Origin of the sequence: Burkholderia sp. BE12 (assembly GCF_002959955.1) — a bacterium.
In the GTDB taxonomy this organism is placed as follows: Bacteria; Pseudomonadota; Gammaproteobacteria; order Burkholderiales; family Burkholderiaceae; genus Burkholderia.
This window is the reverse complement of the sequence record NZ_PREY01000030.1, coordinates 59,526-75,697: the sequence shown is the minus strand read 5'-3', so window position 1 is coordinate 75,697 and position 16,172 is coordinate 59,526. Positions and strand designations below refer to the sequence as shown.

Sequence of the window (16,172 nt, the reverse complement as noted above, 5' to 3'; positions counted from 1 at the left end):
CGCCCGGCAAGCTTGCATACGCTTACGCGTGGTCGCCGATCACGTTGATCGTGACGTCGACGACGACGTCCGTGTGCAGCGCGACCTGGACGTTGTGCTCGCCGATCATCTTCAGCGGGCCTTCCGGCATGCGCACTTGCAGCTTCTCGACTTCGTAGCCTGCCTTCTTCAGCAGTTCCGCGACGTCGCCGTTCGTGACCGAGCCGAACAGACGGCCGTCGACGCCCGACTTCTGCGTGATTTCGAACGTCTGGCCGTTCAGCTTCTCGCCGACTGCCTGCGATGCCGCCAGCTTTTCAGCGGCGATCTTTTCGAGTTCAGCGCGGCGCACTTCGAATTCGGCGATCGCTTCCTTCGTTGCACGGCGAGCCTTGCGGTTCGGGATCAGGAAGTTGCGAGCGTAACCGTCCTTGACCTTGACGATGTCGCCGAGGTTACCCAGATTGGCGACTTTTTCCAACAGAATGATTTGCATTCGAATTCTCCTTATTGCGTCGCCTGATTACGCCTTGTGCTGATCGGTGTACGGCAGCAGCGCGAGGAAACGCGCACGCTTGATGGCCGTATCCAGCTGACGCTGATAGTGCGCCTTCGTACCCGTCAGACGAGCCGGCGTGATCTTGCCGTTTTCGCCGATGAAGTCCTTCAGCGTTTCCGTGTCCTTGTAGTCGATTTGCTCGACGCCGGCAGCCGTGAAACGGCAGAACTTCTTGCGCTTGAAGAGCGGGTTTTGTTGCTGACGACGCTTGTCGAATTTCTTACCAGTCGGGCGGGGCATGATTTCAGTCCTTTCCAATGTCCTGCAATGCTGTGATGTGAAACACCAAGGTTCTCGCGTTGCGGCTTTTCTTGGCCAGGAAGCCCGTGAACAGCGTTTCGACGCCCATTTCACGACTCTCCAGCCTGCCGCTCGCCTCACCGGCCGCCACCGCCTCGATCGTCATTTCGACCTGACGGGGAATGCCTGCTTCGACGACTTCCGTGCGGTGATGCAATGTGGCGCTTGCGATCGGAACACCTGCCGGCGTATATCGCACCGGTGCGCGTTCGACGACGCTCGCCGTCAATTGCAACTTGTTCACGTAAGTGGCGCGCTCCTTGATGGCTTAATGAGTGACGAACTTAAGCCTGCGCTTCGGCCGGCTGAGCTGCAGCCGCCTTCTTGGCTTCTTCGCGCTGAACTTCCTTCATCATCGGCGACGGGCCGGTTTCGGCCTTCTTCATCTTGACGATGAGGTGGCGCAGCACGGCGTCGTTGAACTTGAACGCGTGTTCGAGTTCGTCGAGCGTCGTCTGGTCGCACTCGATGTTCATGCAGACGTAGTGAGCCTTCGCGAGTTTCTCGATCATGTAGGCCAGTTGGCGACGGCCCCAGTCTTCGACACGGTGGATCTGGCCGCCGTGCGACGTGATCGTGGTCTTGTAACGCTCGATCATCGCGGGCACTTGCTCGCTTTGATCGGGGTGCACGATGAATACGATTTCGTAATGACGCATTACACACTCCTTGTGGATTAAAGCCACCCGGGCGTCTGAACCGGTGTGGCAAGTGAGAAGCCGAAGATTCTAACCCGGTTACGGGGCGCGCGCAAGGTCAATCGATGATTTGCAAACGGATTCGGCCGTGTTTTCAAAGACTTGAACAGGAATGCCGGTGCAAACGACCATCGTTCGGGCCTTCTGGCGTCGGGGTCGGAACGGAAACATGCCGGCGCCGACGCCGCCGCGATCATTCGCCGGGCGTGCCCGCGAGCCGCGCGTCGAGCGCCGTCCGGAACGCCGCGAGCGCCGACGGCTCGGCGTCGGTCACGGCCCACCACGTCATCCCGGCCGCGTTCCAGCGGTCGAGTGCATAGCCCTGCGACACCGTCGAATACGGGGCGGACGGTCGCTGCCCCGCCGGCTGCACGTAGACGTCGACCACGTGCTGCCGGTGACGGTAGACGAGCACCGCGACGCGGCGACGCCCGACGTAGTCGAGCCGGCCGCCGATCAGCGCGAAGCCGTTCGTGGCGAGATCCTCGACCGGCGGCGCATAGTCGAGCCGGCCGTTGAACCACGGCTTGACCGTGTGCTGGTCGGTCGAGATCACGTCGATGTCGCGCGCCGACAGGTCGGCCCGCACGTGGCTCGCGACGAGTTCGTCGACCATGCGGTCGGTGTCGGCATGGCGGGCGGACCATGCCATTCCGCCCGCCGCCGCGAGCGCCATCAGCAGCGCGACGCCCCAGCCGAGGCCCGGCAACGCGGCCACGCGGGGCCCGGTACCGGTCGATACCGGTCGTGCCGACCCGCCACGCCCGGTCAGCCAGGAGAACCAGTCGCGCCCGCGCGGCCGCCGCGGCGGTGACGGGGACTCAGGCCGCGGCTCGGCCCGCGACGGCTCATGGGCACGCGCGTCGGCGGCTGCCGGCAGACTCGCGAGGATGCTCGCCCGCAGCGCGTCCGGCGCGCGGTGATAATCGGCCTGCCGGACGGCCTGCACCAGCGTGACGATTCGCGCACGTTCGCGGCGGCACGCCTCGCACCCCTCGACATGCTGCTGGACCCGCAACGCATCGGGCGCCGACAGCTCGCGGTCGACGTCCGCGTCCAGCAATGCTCGCGCTTCGTTACAGTCCATCGATAGCCTCCGATGCGGTTCCGCCGGCCGGCGCACGGCCCTGCCGGCCTTCGGTCGCCGGCGCCGGCGCGCCGCCCAGCAGCGCGGCGAGCTTGCGCCGGCCGCGCGCGAGCCGCGACATCACCGTGCCGACCGGCACGTCCGCGATCGCCGCGATCTCGCGGTAGCTCAGGTCCTCCATTTCGCGCAGCACGAGCACCTCGCGGTATTCGGGCGGCAGCTTCGCGAGCGCCGCATTCACGAGCCGCACGTTCTCGCCGCGCAACAGGTGCGCCAGCGGATCCTCCGTGGCCGGCTGCCAGTCGTCGGGCACGTCGGCGTCGTCGAGCGTATCGGGCAGCGCGACCTCGTGCGCATGCGTGCGCCGCCGCCACTCGGTGTACCAGGTGTGGCGCACGATCGTCAGCAGCCACGGCCGCGCGTTGTCGCCGCGACACGAATCGACGAAGCGCAGCGCGCGCATGCACGCGTCCTGGACGACGTCGTCCGCATCGCCGGCGCTGCCGCTCAGCCAGCGCGCGAGGTTGTACGCGGCGTCGAGATGCGGCAGCACGAGCGTGCGAAACCGCTCGCCGCGCGCGGCCGCATCGTCCGCCGCCCGTTCATCGACCGCCTGTCCGGCTTGCCCCACATGGCCTCCCTGGTCCCGGCGGCCGACGCCGCGCCCGTTCCGCGCACGGCGCCCGGACAGACCGGCAACGTGCGCGCTCGATGACCTTACCGCTGCTGCGTCGAGTTTATTCCCGCGCCGGGCGCACGAAGCGTAAAAAATCGCCGGACGGCCGGGCGGGCCGCCCCGCTACGGCGTGGAGCTCCAGTAGCCGGGGCGCGCGTACGCGGCGCGCAGGTAGTCGATGAAATAGCGCACGCGCGCCGGCACGTAGCGCTGCTGCGGGTAGACCGCGAGGATGTCGTAGTCGGGCAGCGCATATTCGTCGAGCACGGTCTCGAGCGCGCCCGTTTCGAGCTGCGCGGCGATTTCCCACGTCGAGCGCCAGCCGAGCCCGAGCCCTTCGGCCACCCAGCGGTGCAGCAGTTCGCCGTCGTTGCAGTCGAGATTGCCGGTCACGCGCATCGTCGCGATCTTGCCGTGGCGCTGGAAATACCAGCCGCGGTTCTGGCCGCCCTGCAGGTTGAACGCGAGACAGTTGTGCTTCAGCAGATCGTCGAGCGACTTCGGCCGGCCGTGCTTGCGGAAATACTCGGGCGTGCCGCACACGACGCGCCGGTTCGATGCGAGCTTCACCGCGACGAAGTTCGGATCGACCGCGCCGCCGATCCGGATCGACAGGTCGTAGCCCTCGCGCACGAGATCGACGACGCGGTCGGTCAGGTTGAACGACAGCTGCATCTCCGGCTTGTCGGCCAGAAAGCCCGGCGCGTGCGGCGCGACGTGCTTGCGGCCGAACGCGGCCGGCGCCGACACGATCAGGTGGCCGCTCACCGCGCGCCGCCCGGCGGCCAGCTCGTTCTCGGCCTGATCCCATTCGGTGAGCAGCCCGCGGCAGCGCTCGAGGAACGCGGCCCCCTCCTCGCTGACGACCAGCCGTCGCGTCGAGCGATACATCAGCTTCACGCCGAGGCGCTTCTCCAGCGCGTCGATGCGCCGCCCGAGCACCACCGGCGACACGCCCTCCTCGAGCGCCGCCGCCGCGAGGCTGCCGGCATCGGCCACCCGCACGAACGTCTCGATCTGCTTGAAGCGATCCATCTTTCGTCTCCGTCTGCGTTCCGACTCCGGCGGGAAGCCCCGTCCGGCGGTCATTCCATACTTTTAGTTTCGAAATAAGCGACTTCGGCTGATCTTATCAAACCTTTCCTGCATCCCTAAAGTGTTCCCAACAGACCGATTCGCAAGATCCGCCACATTCAAGGAGACATTCATGGCCAAGATGAGAGCCGTCGACGCAGCCGTACTCGTGCTCGAGAAGGAAGGCATCCAGACCGCGTTCGGCGTGCCCGGCGCAGCGATCAACCCGTTCTACTCGGCCATGCGCAAGTCGGGCGGCATCAGCCACGTGCTGGCGCGCCACGTCGAAGGCGCATCGCACATGGCCGAAGGCTTCACGCGCGCCGCACCGGGCAACATCGGCGTGTGCATCGGCACGTCGGGCCCCGCCGGCACCGACATGATCACCGGCCTCTACTCCGCGTCCGCCGACTCGATTCCGATCCTCGCGATCACGGGCCAGGCACCGCGCGCGCGCCTCTACAAGGAAGACTTCCAGGCCGTCGACATCGAATCGATCGCGAAGCCGGTCACCAAGTGGGCCGTCACCGTGCGCGAACCGGCGCTCGTGCCGCGCGTGTTCCAGCAGGCGTTCCACCTGATGCGCTCGGGCCGTCCGGGCCCGGTGCTGGTCGACCTGCCGATCGACGTGCAGCTCGCCGAAATCGAATTCGACATCGACACGTACGAACCGCTGCCGATCTACAAGCCCGCGGCCACCCGCGCGCAGATCGAGAAGGCGCTCGCGATGCTCAACGACGCGGACAAGCCGCTGATCGTGTCGGGCGGCGGCGTGCTCAACGCGGCGGCCGAAGACCTGCTCGTGCAGTTCGCCGAAACGGTCGGCGTGCCGGTGATCCCGACGCTGATGTCGTGGGGCGCGATTGCCGACGACCATCCGCTGATGGCCGGCATGGTCGGCCTGCAGACGTCGCACCGCTACGGCAACGCGACGATGCTCGCGTCCGACTTCGTGCTCGGCATCGGCAACCGCTGGGCGAACCGCCACACGGGCAGCGTCGAGGTCTACACGAAGGGCCGCAAGTTCGTGCACGTCGACATCGAGCCGACGCAGATCGGCCGCGTGTTCGGCCCCGATCTCGGCATCGTGTCGGACGCGAAGGCGGCGCTCGAACTGTTCGTCGCGGTCGCACGGGAATGGAAGGCGGCCGGCAAGCTGAAGGACCGCAGCGCATGGGTGGCCGACTGCCAGGAACGCAAGCGCACGCTGCAGCGCAAGACCCACTTCGACAACGTGCCGGTCAAGCCGCAGCGCGTGTACGAAGAGATGAACAAGGTGTTCGGTCGCGATACCTGCTACGTCAGCACGATCGGCCTGTCGCAGATCGCCGCCGCGCAGTTCCTGCACGTGTTCAAGGCGCGCAACTGGATCAACTGCGGCCAGGCCGGCCCGCTCGGCTGGACGATCCCCGCCGCGCTCGGCGTGCGTGCGGCCGACCCGAGCCGCCCGATCGTCGCGCTGTCCGGCGACTACGACTTCCAGTTCATGATCGAGGAGCTGGCGGCCGGCGCGCAATTCAAGCTGCCGTACGTGCACGTCGTCGTGAACAACTCGTACCTCGGGCTGATCCGTCAGGCGCAGCGCGCGTTCGACATGGACTACTGCGTGCAGCTCGCGTTCGACAACGTGAACGCGCCGGAACTGAACGGTTACGGCGTCGACCACGTGGCCGTCGCGGAAGGCCTCGGCTGCAAGGCGCTGCGCGTGTTCAAGCCGGAAGAAATCGAGCCGGCGCTGCGCCAGGCGCAAACGCTCGCGGAAGAGTTCAGCGTGCCGGTGGTCGTCGAAGTGATTCTCGAGCGCGTGACGAACATCTCGATGGGCACCGAAATCGACGCGATCAACGAATTCGAGGAGCTCGCCGAAAAGGCCGAGCACGCACCGACCGCGATCTCGATGCTCGACTGACCCGCACGACATTTTTGACTGACCGACCGAAGAGGCTTAGCTCATGCCGAAGTTTGCTGCAAACCTGACCATGCTGTTCAACGAAGTGCCGTTCCTCGACCGCTTCAAGGCGGCCGCGGACGCGGGCTTCGACGCCGTCGAGTTCCTGTTCCCGTATCCGTACGCGAAAGAGGAACTCGCCGAACGGCTCGAGACGCACCGTCTGCGCCTCGTGCTGCACAACCTGCCTGCCGGCAACTGGGACCTGGGCGAGCGCGGCATCGCGTGTCTGCCCGATCGCGTCGACGAGTTCCAGGAAGGTGTCGGCCGTGCGATCGAGTATGCGAAGGCGCTGAAGGTGCCGCAGCTGAACTGCCTCGTCGGCATCCCGTCGGCGAGCACGGCGCGCGACAAGACGTTCGTGACGATCGTCGACAACCTGCGCTTCGCCGCCGATGCGCTCAAGCGCGAAGGCATCCGCCTGCTCGTCGAGCCGTGCAACAGCTTCGACATCCCGGGCTTTGCGCTGAACCGCTCGTCCGAAGGGCTCGACGTGATCCGCGCGGTCGGCTCGGACAACCTGTTCCTGCAGTATGACATCTATCACATGCAACGCATGGAAGGCGAACTGGCCGCGACGATCGAACGCAACCTCGCGTCGATCGGCCACGTCCAGCTCGCGGACAACCCGGGCCGCAACGAGCCGGGCACCGGCGAGATCAACTACGCGTTCCTGTTCGCGCTGCTCGACCGGCTCGGCTATGCCGGCTACGTCGGCTGCGAATACAAGCCCCGTACCACCACGACGGAAGGCCTCGGCTGGCTGCAAAGCGTGGCCGGTTGCGCACCGGCCTCGGCGCGTCGCGCCGCCTGAGTCGCACCCTTCCCGTTTTCAGCCCCATAGGAGACTTTCACATGGCAACCATCGGTTTCATCGGCCTCGGCATCATGGGCGCGCACATGGCGCGCAACCTGCTCAAGGGCGATCATCAGCTCGTCGTGAACGGTGCGTTCCCGATTCCGGACGACCTGCGCGGCAGCGCGAAGGTCGTCGCGAGCTCGACCGAAGTCGCGCGGCACGCCGACATCATCATCTCGATGGTGCCGGACACGCCCGACGTGCGTAACGTGCTGTTCGCCGACGACGGCGTCGCGAAGGGCCTGACCGCCGGCAAGCTCGTGATCGACATGAGCTCGATCTCGCCGCTCGACACGCAGGAATTCGCCAAGCAGATCAACGCACTCGGCTGCGACTACCTCGACGCGCCGGTGTCCGGCGGCGAAGTCGGCGCGCGCGAAGCGACGCTGACGATCATGGTCGGGGGCCCGGAGCAGGCGTTCGAGCGCGCGAAGCCGCTGTTCGAGAAGATGGGCAAGAACATCACGCTCGTCGGCGACAACGGCGCGGGGCAGACCTGCAAGGTCGCGAACCAGATCATCGTCGCGCTGAACATCGAGGCGGTCGGCGAAGCGCTGCTGTTCGCCGCGCGCTCGGGCGCCGATCCGGAGCGTGTGCGCCAGGCGCTGATGGGCGGCTTCGCCGCGTCGCGCATCCTCGAAGTGCACGGCGCGCGGATGACCAAGCGCACGTTCGATCCGGGCTTCCGCATCGAGCTGCACCAGAAGGACCTGAACCTCGCGCTCGACGGCGCACGCAAGCTCGGCCTCGCGCTGCCGCACACCGCGAGCGCGCAGCAGCTGTTCAGTGTGTGCGCATCGCACGGCGGCAAGGCATGGGATCACTCGGCCCTCGTGCGAGCGCTCGAGATCATGTCGAACTTCGAGATCGGCCAGACGCCGGCCGCGTAACGCGGATGCGGCAACGCGCGCTTTCGCCGCGATGGCGCAGGCGCGCGACGAATACACGCGACTCGGCCGCGGCCGGTCGCATCGATGCGCGACGCACGCGCGCATCACGGTGGGGCGCCCCGCCCCGCATCGCCAACGGCGTGCGGGACGGGGCGAAAAACGCCGCTCTGGGCTGAGAGCGGCGTGGTGGGGTCCGCAGCGGCACCCGGCGGCGCCGGGGAAGCCTTGGTCGGTCAGACGTCGTCGTCGGGTGTCCGCCTGTCGGATTTCGCGTATTACATTTCTTTACGTTCGAGCGTGCGATTTTTCATGCAATCGTCGCGTTGAACGCCTACACTTTCGCCACGCCTTTCGAGAAAACCGCCGCGCCTGCGCGCCCCTTCCGGGGCCCGCACCCAGCGCGGTGTTTTTTTCGCCACTTCACGGCGCGTTTTCTTTTCAACCACCTAAGGAGTGCAACGATGGGTCTTCTTTCGTTTATCAAGGAGGCGGGTGAAAAACTGCTGGGTCACGCCGATGCACAGGCAGCGGAAGATCCGAATGCCGCGAACCAGACCGCGGCCGATGCGATCAAGAATTACATCAACTCGCAAAATCTCGACACGTCGAACCTGACCGTCGCGTTCGACGGCGCATCGCGCACCGTCACGCTGTCGGGCAGCGTTGCCGATCTCGACACGAAGGCGAAGGTCAAGGTCGCGGCCGGTAACGTGCAAGGCGTCGCGGGCGTCAACGACGACGATCTGCAACCGGACGATCCGGAAGTGCAGTACCACGACGTGAAGCCGGGCGACACGCTGTCGGCGATCGCCAAGGAAGTGTATGGCGATGCGAACAAGTACCCGGCGATCTTCGAGGCGAACAAGCCGATGCTGTCGAGCCCGGACCGGATCTACCCGGGCCAGAAGCTCGTGATTCCGCCGCAGTCCTGAGCGCGCAGTCCCGAGCGTTCTCGTAGCACCGACGCAAAAATGGCAGGCCAGTGGCCTGCCATTTTTTATGCGCGCCGCACGCCGCCCGAGCGGCGTGCCATCCGTCACAGCGTATCGAATGCGCGCTGCAGTGCGTCTCGATCCTGAATGCCGTTCGCGAGCGCGAGCATCAGCAGCACGCGCGCCTTGAACGGATGCAGCGAGCCCGCGCTCACGAAACCGAGCGCATCGTCGCTCGCGGCGCCGTTGCGCATCACGTGTCCCGAACCGACGCGCGACGCACGGACCACCGCCACGCCCGCATTCACCGCATCGGCGAGCGCCGCCTGCAGCGTCGTATGGATCGACCCGTTGCCGGTGCCCGCGACGACGAGTCCGCGCACGCCGGCCGCGACGAGCGCGTCGACGGCCGTGCGCGTCACGCCCGCATAGCTCGCGACGACTTCGACCGGCGGCCACGCCGCGGCGATCGCCAGTTGCGTGTCACGCGTGCGTGTGACGCGGCGCGCGAATTCGACGCGGCCGTCCTGCACCCAGCCGAGCGCGCCGAGCTCCGGGGAATGGAACGCGTCGACCGCATAGGTGCTCGTCTTCACGACGTCGCGCGCGCCGTGGATCCGGTTGTTGAACGCGACCAGCACGCCCTGCCCGCGCGCGGACGGATGCGCGGCCACCGTCACCGCGTTCAGCAGGTTCAGCGGGCCGTCGGACGACAGCGCGGTGGCCGGCCGCATCGCGGCCGTCAGCACGACCGGCTTGTCGCCCCGGACGACCAGATGCAGCGCATACGCGGTTTCCTCGAGCGTATCGGTGCCGTGGGTGATCACGATGCCGTCGATGGCCGGGTCGGCCATCAGCGCGTCGATCCGCGCGGCGAGCGTGTTCCACAGCGGCAGCGCGAGATCCTTGCTGTCGATGCTGGCGACCTGCTCCGCGTCGATGCGTGCGACCGACGCGAGCGCCGGCACGGCGTCGACCAGGAAATTGACGCCGAGCGCGCCGGCCTGGTAGCCGGCCGTGCTGGCCGCGTCGGGCGCGGCGCCGGCGATCGTGCCGCCGGTGGCGAGTACGGCGATGCGCGGCAGCGCCGCCGCGGACGAAGGGGATGCGGTGTTCGGTGTATTCATGGCCGCGATTGTAATGGCTCGCGGCCGGGAGCCGGCAGGTTCCGGCGCGGCGGCCGGCAGAGGCCGGCGCGCATCATGGTTTGTCCCGATCTCCGGGCCGCGCGCGCCGTCAACGGCCGTGGCGTGCGCAACGTTATAGGAAGTGCCGTTTTGGTGTTTTCACCTTGATTTGCCATAATCGGAGCGCGTGGTGCGATGTGGCCCTGTCCTCGTCGCGTCGCGCTTCGTGACGGCGTCGATCACACGCAATTCACCCCATGGGAGTGTCGAAATGAAAATCCAATCGCTCGTAGCCGCAGTGCTTCTCGGCGGCATGCTGGCTTCCCCCGCATTCGCGGCGAACAGCCAGCAGGACAAGATGAAGGCCTGTAACACCCAGGCATCCGGAAAGACGGGCGACGAACGCAAGGCGTTCATGAAGGACTGCCTGTCGGCGAAGCCCGCGAAGGCGATGACGCAGCAGGAAAAGATGAAGGCATGCAACACACAGGCCACCGGCAAGAAGGGCGACGATCGCAAGACGTTCATGAAGAGCTGCCTGAGCAACCAGCCGGCCGCCTGAGTTCCGGCGCTCCCGTCTCGAATGCCGCGCCCCGCTTCGGCGGGCGCGGCATTTTTCGTTTTCGTTGCATGCGCATCGACGCACGCATTCCAGCATTTCCCGCCCCGTTTTTCCGCCTGCCGGCCCGGCGCCCCCACATGGTGCGGCAATTCGCCGCGTTTTCTTCTATGATGGCTGCAACGCGGCCCACCCAAGACCAAGAAGCGCCATCGGGCCGCCCTCGAGACGGACGCGCACGCGCGTCAAACGGAGGCTTGGATGGCATGGAGACAACACCGCTGGTTCCGCCGCTGGCTGATCGTGATCGTGTTCTGGGCGGTGCCCGTCGCGATCGTCGCCGTACGCGAGATCCGCGAGGAAATGGCCTACAACAAGGCGGACCTGCAGCTCGCGCTGACCACCTGGCAGCTCACCGACGCGCAGCAGGCCGCCGGCGCCGCCGCGAAGTGCCACGGGGATCCTGACGAAGCGCGCGCGGCCGGCTGCCCGGCCGAGGTGCTCGCCGCCAACGCGCCGCGCCAGCAGGCGGCTCGCGACGAATACGTGGTGCGCCGCAATACGCTCGCCGGCTATCTGTGGCACGCGTTCGTCGGCTACTGGGTCGTGCCGGCCGCATTCCTGTTCGCGTGCGGCGTCGTGATCGCGCTGATCCGCCGCGCGCTGCGCCGCCCGCCGATCAAGCCGCCCGTTCCGCCCGTCCCGCACTGACACCGGCGCGCGCCACAAACGCCGCCGCCTTCCCGCCCGACCGTCGCGCGCCCCGCATGCCGACCACGCCCGCGGCGCGCCCCACGCGTCGGCGCCGCTTCGTCCGTTGGCGCGCTGCGACACCCCCACGCGATTTGACGCTTTTTCACGCGGCAACGAAAAGAGGCCGTAAGCCGCTGTGATATAACTGCCGACGTGATCCGCTCCTTGAGCGAGACTCACTCCGAACATCATCCGATGGAGAACAACGATGCAAAAACGGAATCTTGTGCTGAAAGCCGCCGCTGCGCTCATCGTCGGTAGCCTCGCGCTCACCGGTTGCACCACCACCCCGGACAAGCCGGACAACGCCGCGACCAACGCGTCCAAACGCCAGTCGATCGACGCGAGCGTCGACGCCACGCTGTCGCGCATGTACTCCACGGTCAAGGGTTCGCGCGAGCTCGTCGCGAAATCGCGCGGCGTGCTGGTCTTCCCCGAAGTGCTCCAGGCCGGCTTCATCGTCGGCGGCCAGTCTGGCAACGGCGCGCTGCGCGTCGGCGGCAGCACGGTCGGCTACTACAACACGTCGTCGCTGTCGGTCGGCCTGCAGGCCGGCGCGCAGTCGAAGGCGATCGTGTTCCTGTTCATGACGCAGCAGGCGCTCGACGAATTCCGCAACTCGGACGGCTGGGCAGCCGGCGCCGGCGCATCGGTCGCACTCGTGAAGATGGGCGCGAACGGCGCGGTCGACTCCAACACGGCCACTGCACCGATCCAGGTCGTCGTGCTGACCAACGCCGGCCTGATGGGCGACGTGTCGATCAACGGCACGAAGGTCACGAAGCTCAAGATCTGACGTTGACGCACTGCCCGCGCGTGCCGCGCGCGGGTCATGCGCAAACGGCGATGTCCTGGCGGGCATCGCCGTTTTTTTATCCGCCGGCGCCGTGCGCCGAGGCGGTCCGGTCAGGCCGATCAGGTCGTCGAGTCGATCACCTTGAAGCGCGAGCGCTTCTGCGCGCGGATCACCGACTGGTACACGTCCACGTACTCCTGCGCCATCCGGCGCGACGTGAAGCGCTCCTCGAAGCGCTGGCGCACGCGCGCACGCGGCAGCAGGTGCAGCCGGTTCACGGCGGCCACCGCGCTGATCTCATCCTCGACGATGAAACCCGACACCCCCTCGTCCACCACTTCGGGCACCGCGCCGCGGTTGAACGCGATCACCGGCGTGCCGCACGACATCGCCTCGATCATCACCAGGCCGAACGGCTCCGGCCAGTCGATCGGAAACAGCAGCGCATGCGCGCCCGACAGGAATTCAGCCTTCTCGTGATCGGCGATCTCGCCGATGTATTCGACGTGCGGCAACGCGAAGAGCGGCTTGATCTCGCGGTCGAAGTATTCCTGGTCGGCCGCGTCGATCTTCGCGGCGATCCGGATCGGCAGCCCGCACTGGCGGGCAATGCGGATCGCGGTGTCGACGCGTTTTTCCGGCGAGATGCGGCCGAGGAACGCGAGATAGCGCGGCTCGACGGGCTGCGGCAGGTACAGCGCATCGGGCAGCCCGTGATAGACGGTCGTCAGCCATTTCGCCTGCGGCAACGGCTGGCGCTGCGAATTGGAAATCGAGATCACCGGCGCCGTGTTGAACGTGTCGAACACCGGTTGCTGCTCGGGCAGGTCGAGCCGGCCGTGCAGCGTCGTCACGTAAGGCGTTTCCTGTCGGTTGAAGACCGAGAACGAGTAGTAGTCCATGTGGAAATGGAGCACGTCGAAATCCTTCGCGCGGCGCGCGACCGTCTCCATCAGCAGCATGTGCGGCGCGACCCGGTCGCGGATCGACGAATCGAGCCGCAGCGCGCGCGGCCACACGGGCTCCAGCTTCGCGCGCGTGGTCGAATCGCCGCTCGCGAACAGCGTCACATCATGGCCGAGTTCGACTAGCGCCTCGGTGATGTAGGACACGACGCGCTCCGTGCCGCCGTACAGCTTCGGCGGCACGGATTCGGTCAGCGGGGCGATCTGGGCAATTCTCATGGTCCACGTCTCCTGTGTCCTGTCCGTTGCGGTGCAGCCGCCGGGGGTCCGCGCTTGCGCGCACCCTGCCCGCGTCCATGCCGCGCCGGCCGGCGTGGCGCCAGCCGGTTATCTCATTATTATTCGCGATCCCGCCGAGCGGAACCGCCGGTCTTTCATTTTTTGGGGGTTGTTACAGACCGGATACATTCCGCCGAGCCGGACCGCCCGCCTCGCATCGAGGCGGCCGGGGCCGATCCGATGCCTTCGGCGCCGATCACGACCCAAAGCACGCCATCAGGCTGTCAGCGCGACGGCCACTTCCAGGCCGGCAGGTCGCGCGAGTCGGCATCGACGAGCGCGGTCGCACCGAGCTGCTTGTCGAGCACCAGCGATTCGCAGCCGGCCTCGCGCTCGAGCGTCGCGATGAGACGCGCCGCGTGCGACACGACCAGCACCTGCGAACGCCGGGCGGCCTGCGCGATCAGGCGGCCGAGCGCCGGCAGCAGATCGGGATGCAGGCTCGTCTCGGGTTCGTTCAGCACCATCAGCGCCGGCGGCCGCGGCGTCAGCAGCGCGGCCGCCAGCAGCAGGTAGCGCAGCGTGCCGTCGGACAGCTCGGCCGCCGTCAGCGGCCGCAGCAGCCCCGGCTGGCGCATCAGCACGTCGAAGCGGCCGCGGCCGCCCGGATTGTCGATCTCGACCGACGCACCGGGAAACGCGTCGTCGATCGCCGCATCGAGTGCCACGCCGTCGCCGATTTCGCGGATGGTCTGCAGCGCGGCGGCCAGGTCGGCCCCGTCGTCCGCGAGCACCGGCGTATGGGTACCGATGTGCGACTGGCGCGCCGGCGCCCGCGCATCGGTTCGGAAATGGTCGTAGAAGCGCCACGAGCGGATCCGCTCGCGCACCGCGATCATCTCGGGCGCCCCGGTCGGATCGGCGAACTCGGTCATCATGCTGTCGAAGCTGGCGACCGGTTGCGGAATCGTCTGCCAGTCGCCCGACGCGGTACGCGCGCGAATCTGCGCGCCCTGCCGGTCGACCAGCAGCGTGGACGGGCGCGGCAACGCGCCGCCCCAGATGCATTCGCGCTTGATCACCGGATCGAGCGCGAACGCCGAGCTGCTCGGCAGCGGCAGGCCGAGATCGATCGAATAGCCGAAATCGTCGCACGCGAAGCCGAGCTTCAGGCTCACCGGCCCGCTGCGCACGGTGCCCGTCACCGGCACCTCGCCGGCCAGCATCGCGCGCGAGAAGCGCTCGGGGCCGGCCCATAACGCCGACGGCAAGCCGCCCTCGCGCGCGAGCGACGGGATCACGCGGCCCTGCGCGGTGTCGGCGAGCAGCCGCAGCGCGCGGTACACGCTCGACTTGCCGCTGCCGTTCGGCCCCGTGACGACGTTGAGCCCCGCGAGCGGCACGATCAGCTCGCGCAGCGAGCGGTAATTGGCGATGGCGAGCGTCTTCAGCGCGGTCATGGGAATGGGCAATGGGGCATGGCAGGCAGGCGCCGGGGCCGCGTTCAGCGGCCGTCGACGGCCTGCGGATCGGCTGCGGTGTTGGCCGCCGTGCTGGCGGCAGGCGACCGCGCGTGCGGCCGTTCAGGATTCGGCGCATCGGGCGCGGATTCGTGCGGATACAGCTCCATCCGGTTGCGCGGCAGGCATTGCGGATAGCGGTTCTGCAGATAGGCGATCAGCCCTTCGCGCACGCGGCAGCGCAGATCCCAGCACGACGACGAGTCGGCCGCGCTGACGAGCGCACGCAGCTGCATCGTGCGCTCCGTCGCATCGGTCACCTGCAGCACCTGCACGCGGCCGTCCCATTCCGGCGCGGCGTGGACGAGCCGTGCGAGTTCCTCGCGCAGCGGCGCGAGCGGCGTGCGGTAATCGACCGACAGGTAAACGGTGCCGATGATCTCCGCACTGCTGCGCGTCCAGTTCGTGAACGGATTCTCGATGATCCATTGCAGCGGCACGACGAGACGCCGCTGGTCCCACAGTCGCACCGACACGAACGAGCCGGTGATTTCCTCGATGCGCCCCCACTCGCCCTGGATCACGACCACGTCGTCGAGCCGGATCGGCTGCGTGAGCGCGATCTGCAACCCGGCAATCAGGTTGCCGAGCACCGGCCGCGCGGCGATACCGGCGACCAGCCCTGCCACACCGGCCGATGCCAGCAGGCTCGCGCCGATCTGGCGCACGTTCGGGAACGTCATCAGCGCGGCGCCTGTGCCGATGATCACGATCAGCACCATCACGGTCCGCACGAGGACCTTGGCCTGCGTATGGATGCGCCGCGCCTGGAGATTGTCGGCCGTATCGATCGGATGGGCCTGGATGATCGCGTCGCCGACGCCGGCCGCGAGCCGCACCAGCAGCCACGTGAGCGACACGATGGAGCCGACCGCGGCCGCGGTGCGCATGCCGCGCACGAACGACATGCCGTCGTCCGCCTGGAGCCACAGGAATTCGAGCGCCAGCAGCGCCAGCACGACGAGCGACGGCTTGTCGATGTAGCGCAGGATCGCGCTCATCAGCGGATACGGCTGCGCGACACGCTTGACGACGCGCGCGCCGAGGCGGTGCACGACCGTGACGACCAGTATGACGATGACCGACACGCCCAGCGTGCCGAGCCACGAATGCAACGGCGCATCGGCGATGCGCTGCAGTTCCTCGATTGAAATCATCGGCGCCCTCGAGTGATGAAGCGCACAGGCTTCGTCCTGGATGCGTCGGCGACGTCCGGGCCGCGCACGCGCCC

At 67.4% G+C, this 16,172-nt stretch carries 18 protein-coding genes; 7 read left to right on the top strand and 11 right to left on the bottom strand.

What is annotated here, in order from left to right; translation table 11 throughout:
- Positions 1–22: 22 nt before the first annotated feature.
- The 7 genes from rplI to C4B30_RS27480 form a co-directional block, all read right to left on the bottom strand.
- Positions 23–475, bottom strand: coding sequence for a 50S ribosomal protein L9 (gene rplI, locus C4B30_RS27510; RefSeq protein WP_027784634.1), 453 nt, complete (start codon positions 473–475; stop codon positions 23–25).
- 27 nt (positions 476–502) lie between these two features.
- A complete protein-coding gene (gene rpsR / locus C4B30_RS27505) occupies positions 503–778 on the bottom strand; it encodes a 30S ribosomal protein S18 (protein ID WP_006486248.1) in 276 nt (91 codons plus the stop codon).
- Positions 779–782: 4 nt separating this feature from the next.
- Positions 783–1,082 carry a primosomal replication protein N gene (gene priB, locus C4B30_RS27500; protein WP_027784635.1) on the bottom strand — a complete coding sequence of 100 codons (300 nt, stop codon included), beginning with the start codon at positions 1,080–1,082 and terminating at the stop codon, positions 783–785.
- Between the two features lie 40 nt (positions 1,083–1,122).
- Positions 1,123–1,497 carry a 30S ribosomal protein S6 gene (rpsF, locus tag C4B30_RS27495; RefSeq protein WP_027784636.1) on the bottom strand — a complete coding sequence of 125 codons (375 nt, stop codon included), beginning with the start codon at positions 1,495–1,497 and terminating at the stop codon, positions 1,123–1,125.
- Between the two features lie 232 nt (positions 1,498–1,729).
- On the bottom strand, positions 1,730–2,623 hold the full coding sequence (locus C4B30_RS27490) for an anti-sigma factor family protein (protein ID WP_027784637.1): 894 nt from the start codon (positions 2,621–2,623) through the stop codon (positions 1,730–1,732).
- Positions 2,613–3,254 carry an RNA polymerase sigma factor gene (locus C4B30_RS27485; RefSeq protein ID WP_027784638.1) on the bottom strand — a complete coding sequence of 214 codons (642 nt, stop codon included), beginning with the start codon at positions 3,252–3,254 and terminating at the stop codon, positions 2,613–2,615. The genes C4B30_RS27490 and C4B30_RS27485 overlap by 11 nt, the downstream gene beginning before the upstream one ends.
- Before the next feature lie 168 nt (positions 3,255–3,422).
- Positions 3,423–4,334, bottom strand: a complete 912-nt coding sequence (locus C4B30_RS27480) for a LysR family transcriptional regulator (protein WP_027784639.1) — start codon at positions 4,332–4,334, stop codon at positions 3,423–3,425.
- A gap of 172 nt (positions 4,335–4,506) precedes the next feature.
- Between C4B30_RS27480 and gcl the strand changes: the two genes are divergently transcribed.
- From gcl to lysM, 4 genes are all read left to right on the top strand, one after another.
- A complete protein-coding gene (gene gcl, locus C4B30_RS27475; protein ID WP_027784640.1) occupies positions 4,507–6,282 on the top strand; it encodes a glyoxylate carboligase in 1,776 nt (591 codons plus the stop codon).
- 43 nt (positions 6,283–6,325) lie between these two features.
- Complete coding sequence (gene hyi / locus C4B30_RS27470; RefSeq protein WP_027784641.1) at positions 6,326–7,135, top strand: hydroxypyruvate isomerase; 810 nt, start codon at positions 6,326–6,328, stop codon at positions 7,133–7,135.
- Between the two features lie 41 nt (positions 7,136–7,176).
- Positions 7,177–8,070 (top strand): 2-hydroxy-3-oxopropionate reductase, encoded by an 894-nt coding sequence (locus tag C4B30_RS27465; protein WP_027784642.1) that lies wholly within the window; start codon positions 7,177–7,179, stop codon positions 8,068–8,070.
- A gap of 461 nt (positions 8,071–8,531) precedes the next feature.
- A complete protein-coding gene (lysM, locus tag C4B30_RS27460; RefSeq protein WP_027784643.1) occupies positions 8,532–9,002 on the top strand; it encodes a peptidoglycan-binding protein LysM in 471 nt (156 codons plus the stop codon).
- Positions 9,003–9,106: 104 nt separating this feature from the next.
- Here lysM and C4B30_RS27455 read toward each other — a convergent pair whose 3' ends face one another.
- A complete protein-coding gene (locus C4B30_RS27455) occupies positions 9,107–10,129 on the bottom strand; it encodes an asparaginase (protein ID WP_027784644.1) in 1,023 nt (340 codons plus the stop codon).
- A 271-nt stretch (positions 10,130–10,400) separates the two neighbouring features.
- Between C4B30_RS27455 and C4B30_RS27450 the strand changes: the two genes are divergently transcribed.
- The 3 genes from C4B30_RS27450 to C4B30_RS27440 all read left to right on the top strand — a co-directional run bounded on the left by C4B30_RS27450 (position 10,401) and on the right by C4B30_RS27440 (position 12,237).
- Positions 10,401–10,691, top strand: a complete 291-nt coding sequence (locus C4B30_RS27450; RefSeq protein ID WP_027784645.1) for a PsiF family protein — start codon at positions 10,401–10,403, stop codon at positions 10,689–10,691.
- A gap of 258 nt (positions 10,692–10,949) precedes the next feature.
- On the top strand, positions 10,950–11,399 hold the full coding sequence (locus C4B30_RS27445) for a membrane protein (protein ID WP_027784646.1): 450 nt from the start codon (positions 10,950–10,952) through the stop codon (positions 11,397–11,399).
- A gap of 250 nt (positions 11,400–11,649) precedes the next feature.
- The gene (locus tag C4B30_RS27440) at positions 11,650–12,237 is read left to right on the top strand and encodes a BPSL1445 family SYLF domain-containing lipoprotein (protein ID WP_027784647.1); all 588 of its coding nucleotides are present in this window, start codon (positions 11,650–11,652) and stop codon (positions 12,235–12,237) included.
- A 119-nt stretch (positions 12,238–12,356) separates the two neighbouring features.
- Here C4B30_RS27440 and C4B30_RS27435 read toward each other — a convergent pair whose 3' ends face one another.
- From C4B30_RS27435 to C4B30_RS27425, 3 genes are all read right to left on the bottom strand, one after another.
- A complete protein-coding gene (locus tag C4B30_RS27435; protein ID WP_027784648.1) occupies positions 12,357–13,421 on the bottom strand; it encodes a glycosyltransferase family 4 protein in 1,065 nt (354 codons plus the stop codon).
- 284 nt (positions 13,422–13,705) lie between these two features.
- Positions 13,706–14,881, bottom strand: a complete 1,176-nt coding sequence (locus tag C4B30_RS27430; RefSeq protein ID WP_027784649.1) for an AAA family ATPase — start codon at positions 14,879–14,881, stop codon at positions 13,706–13,708.
- A gap of 44 nt (positions 14,882–14,925) precedes the next feature.
- Positions 14,926–16,098 carry a mechanosensitive ion channel family protein gene (locus C4B30_RS27425; RefSeq protein WP_027784650.1) on the bottom strand — a complete coding sequence of 391 codons (1,173 nt, stop codon included), beginning with the start codon at positions 16,096–16,098 and terminating at the stop codon, positions 14,926–14,928.
- Positions 16,099–16,172: the final 74 nt, after the last annotated feature.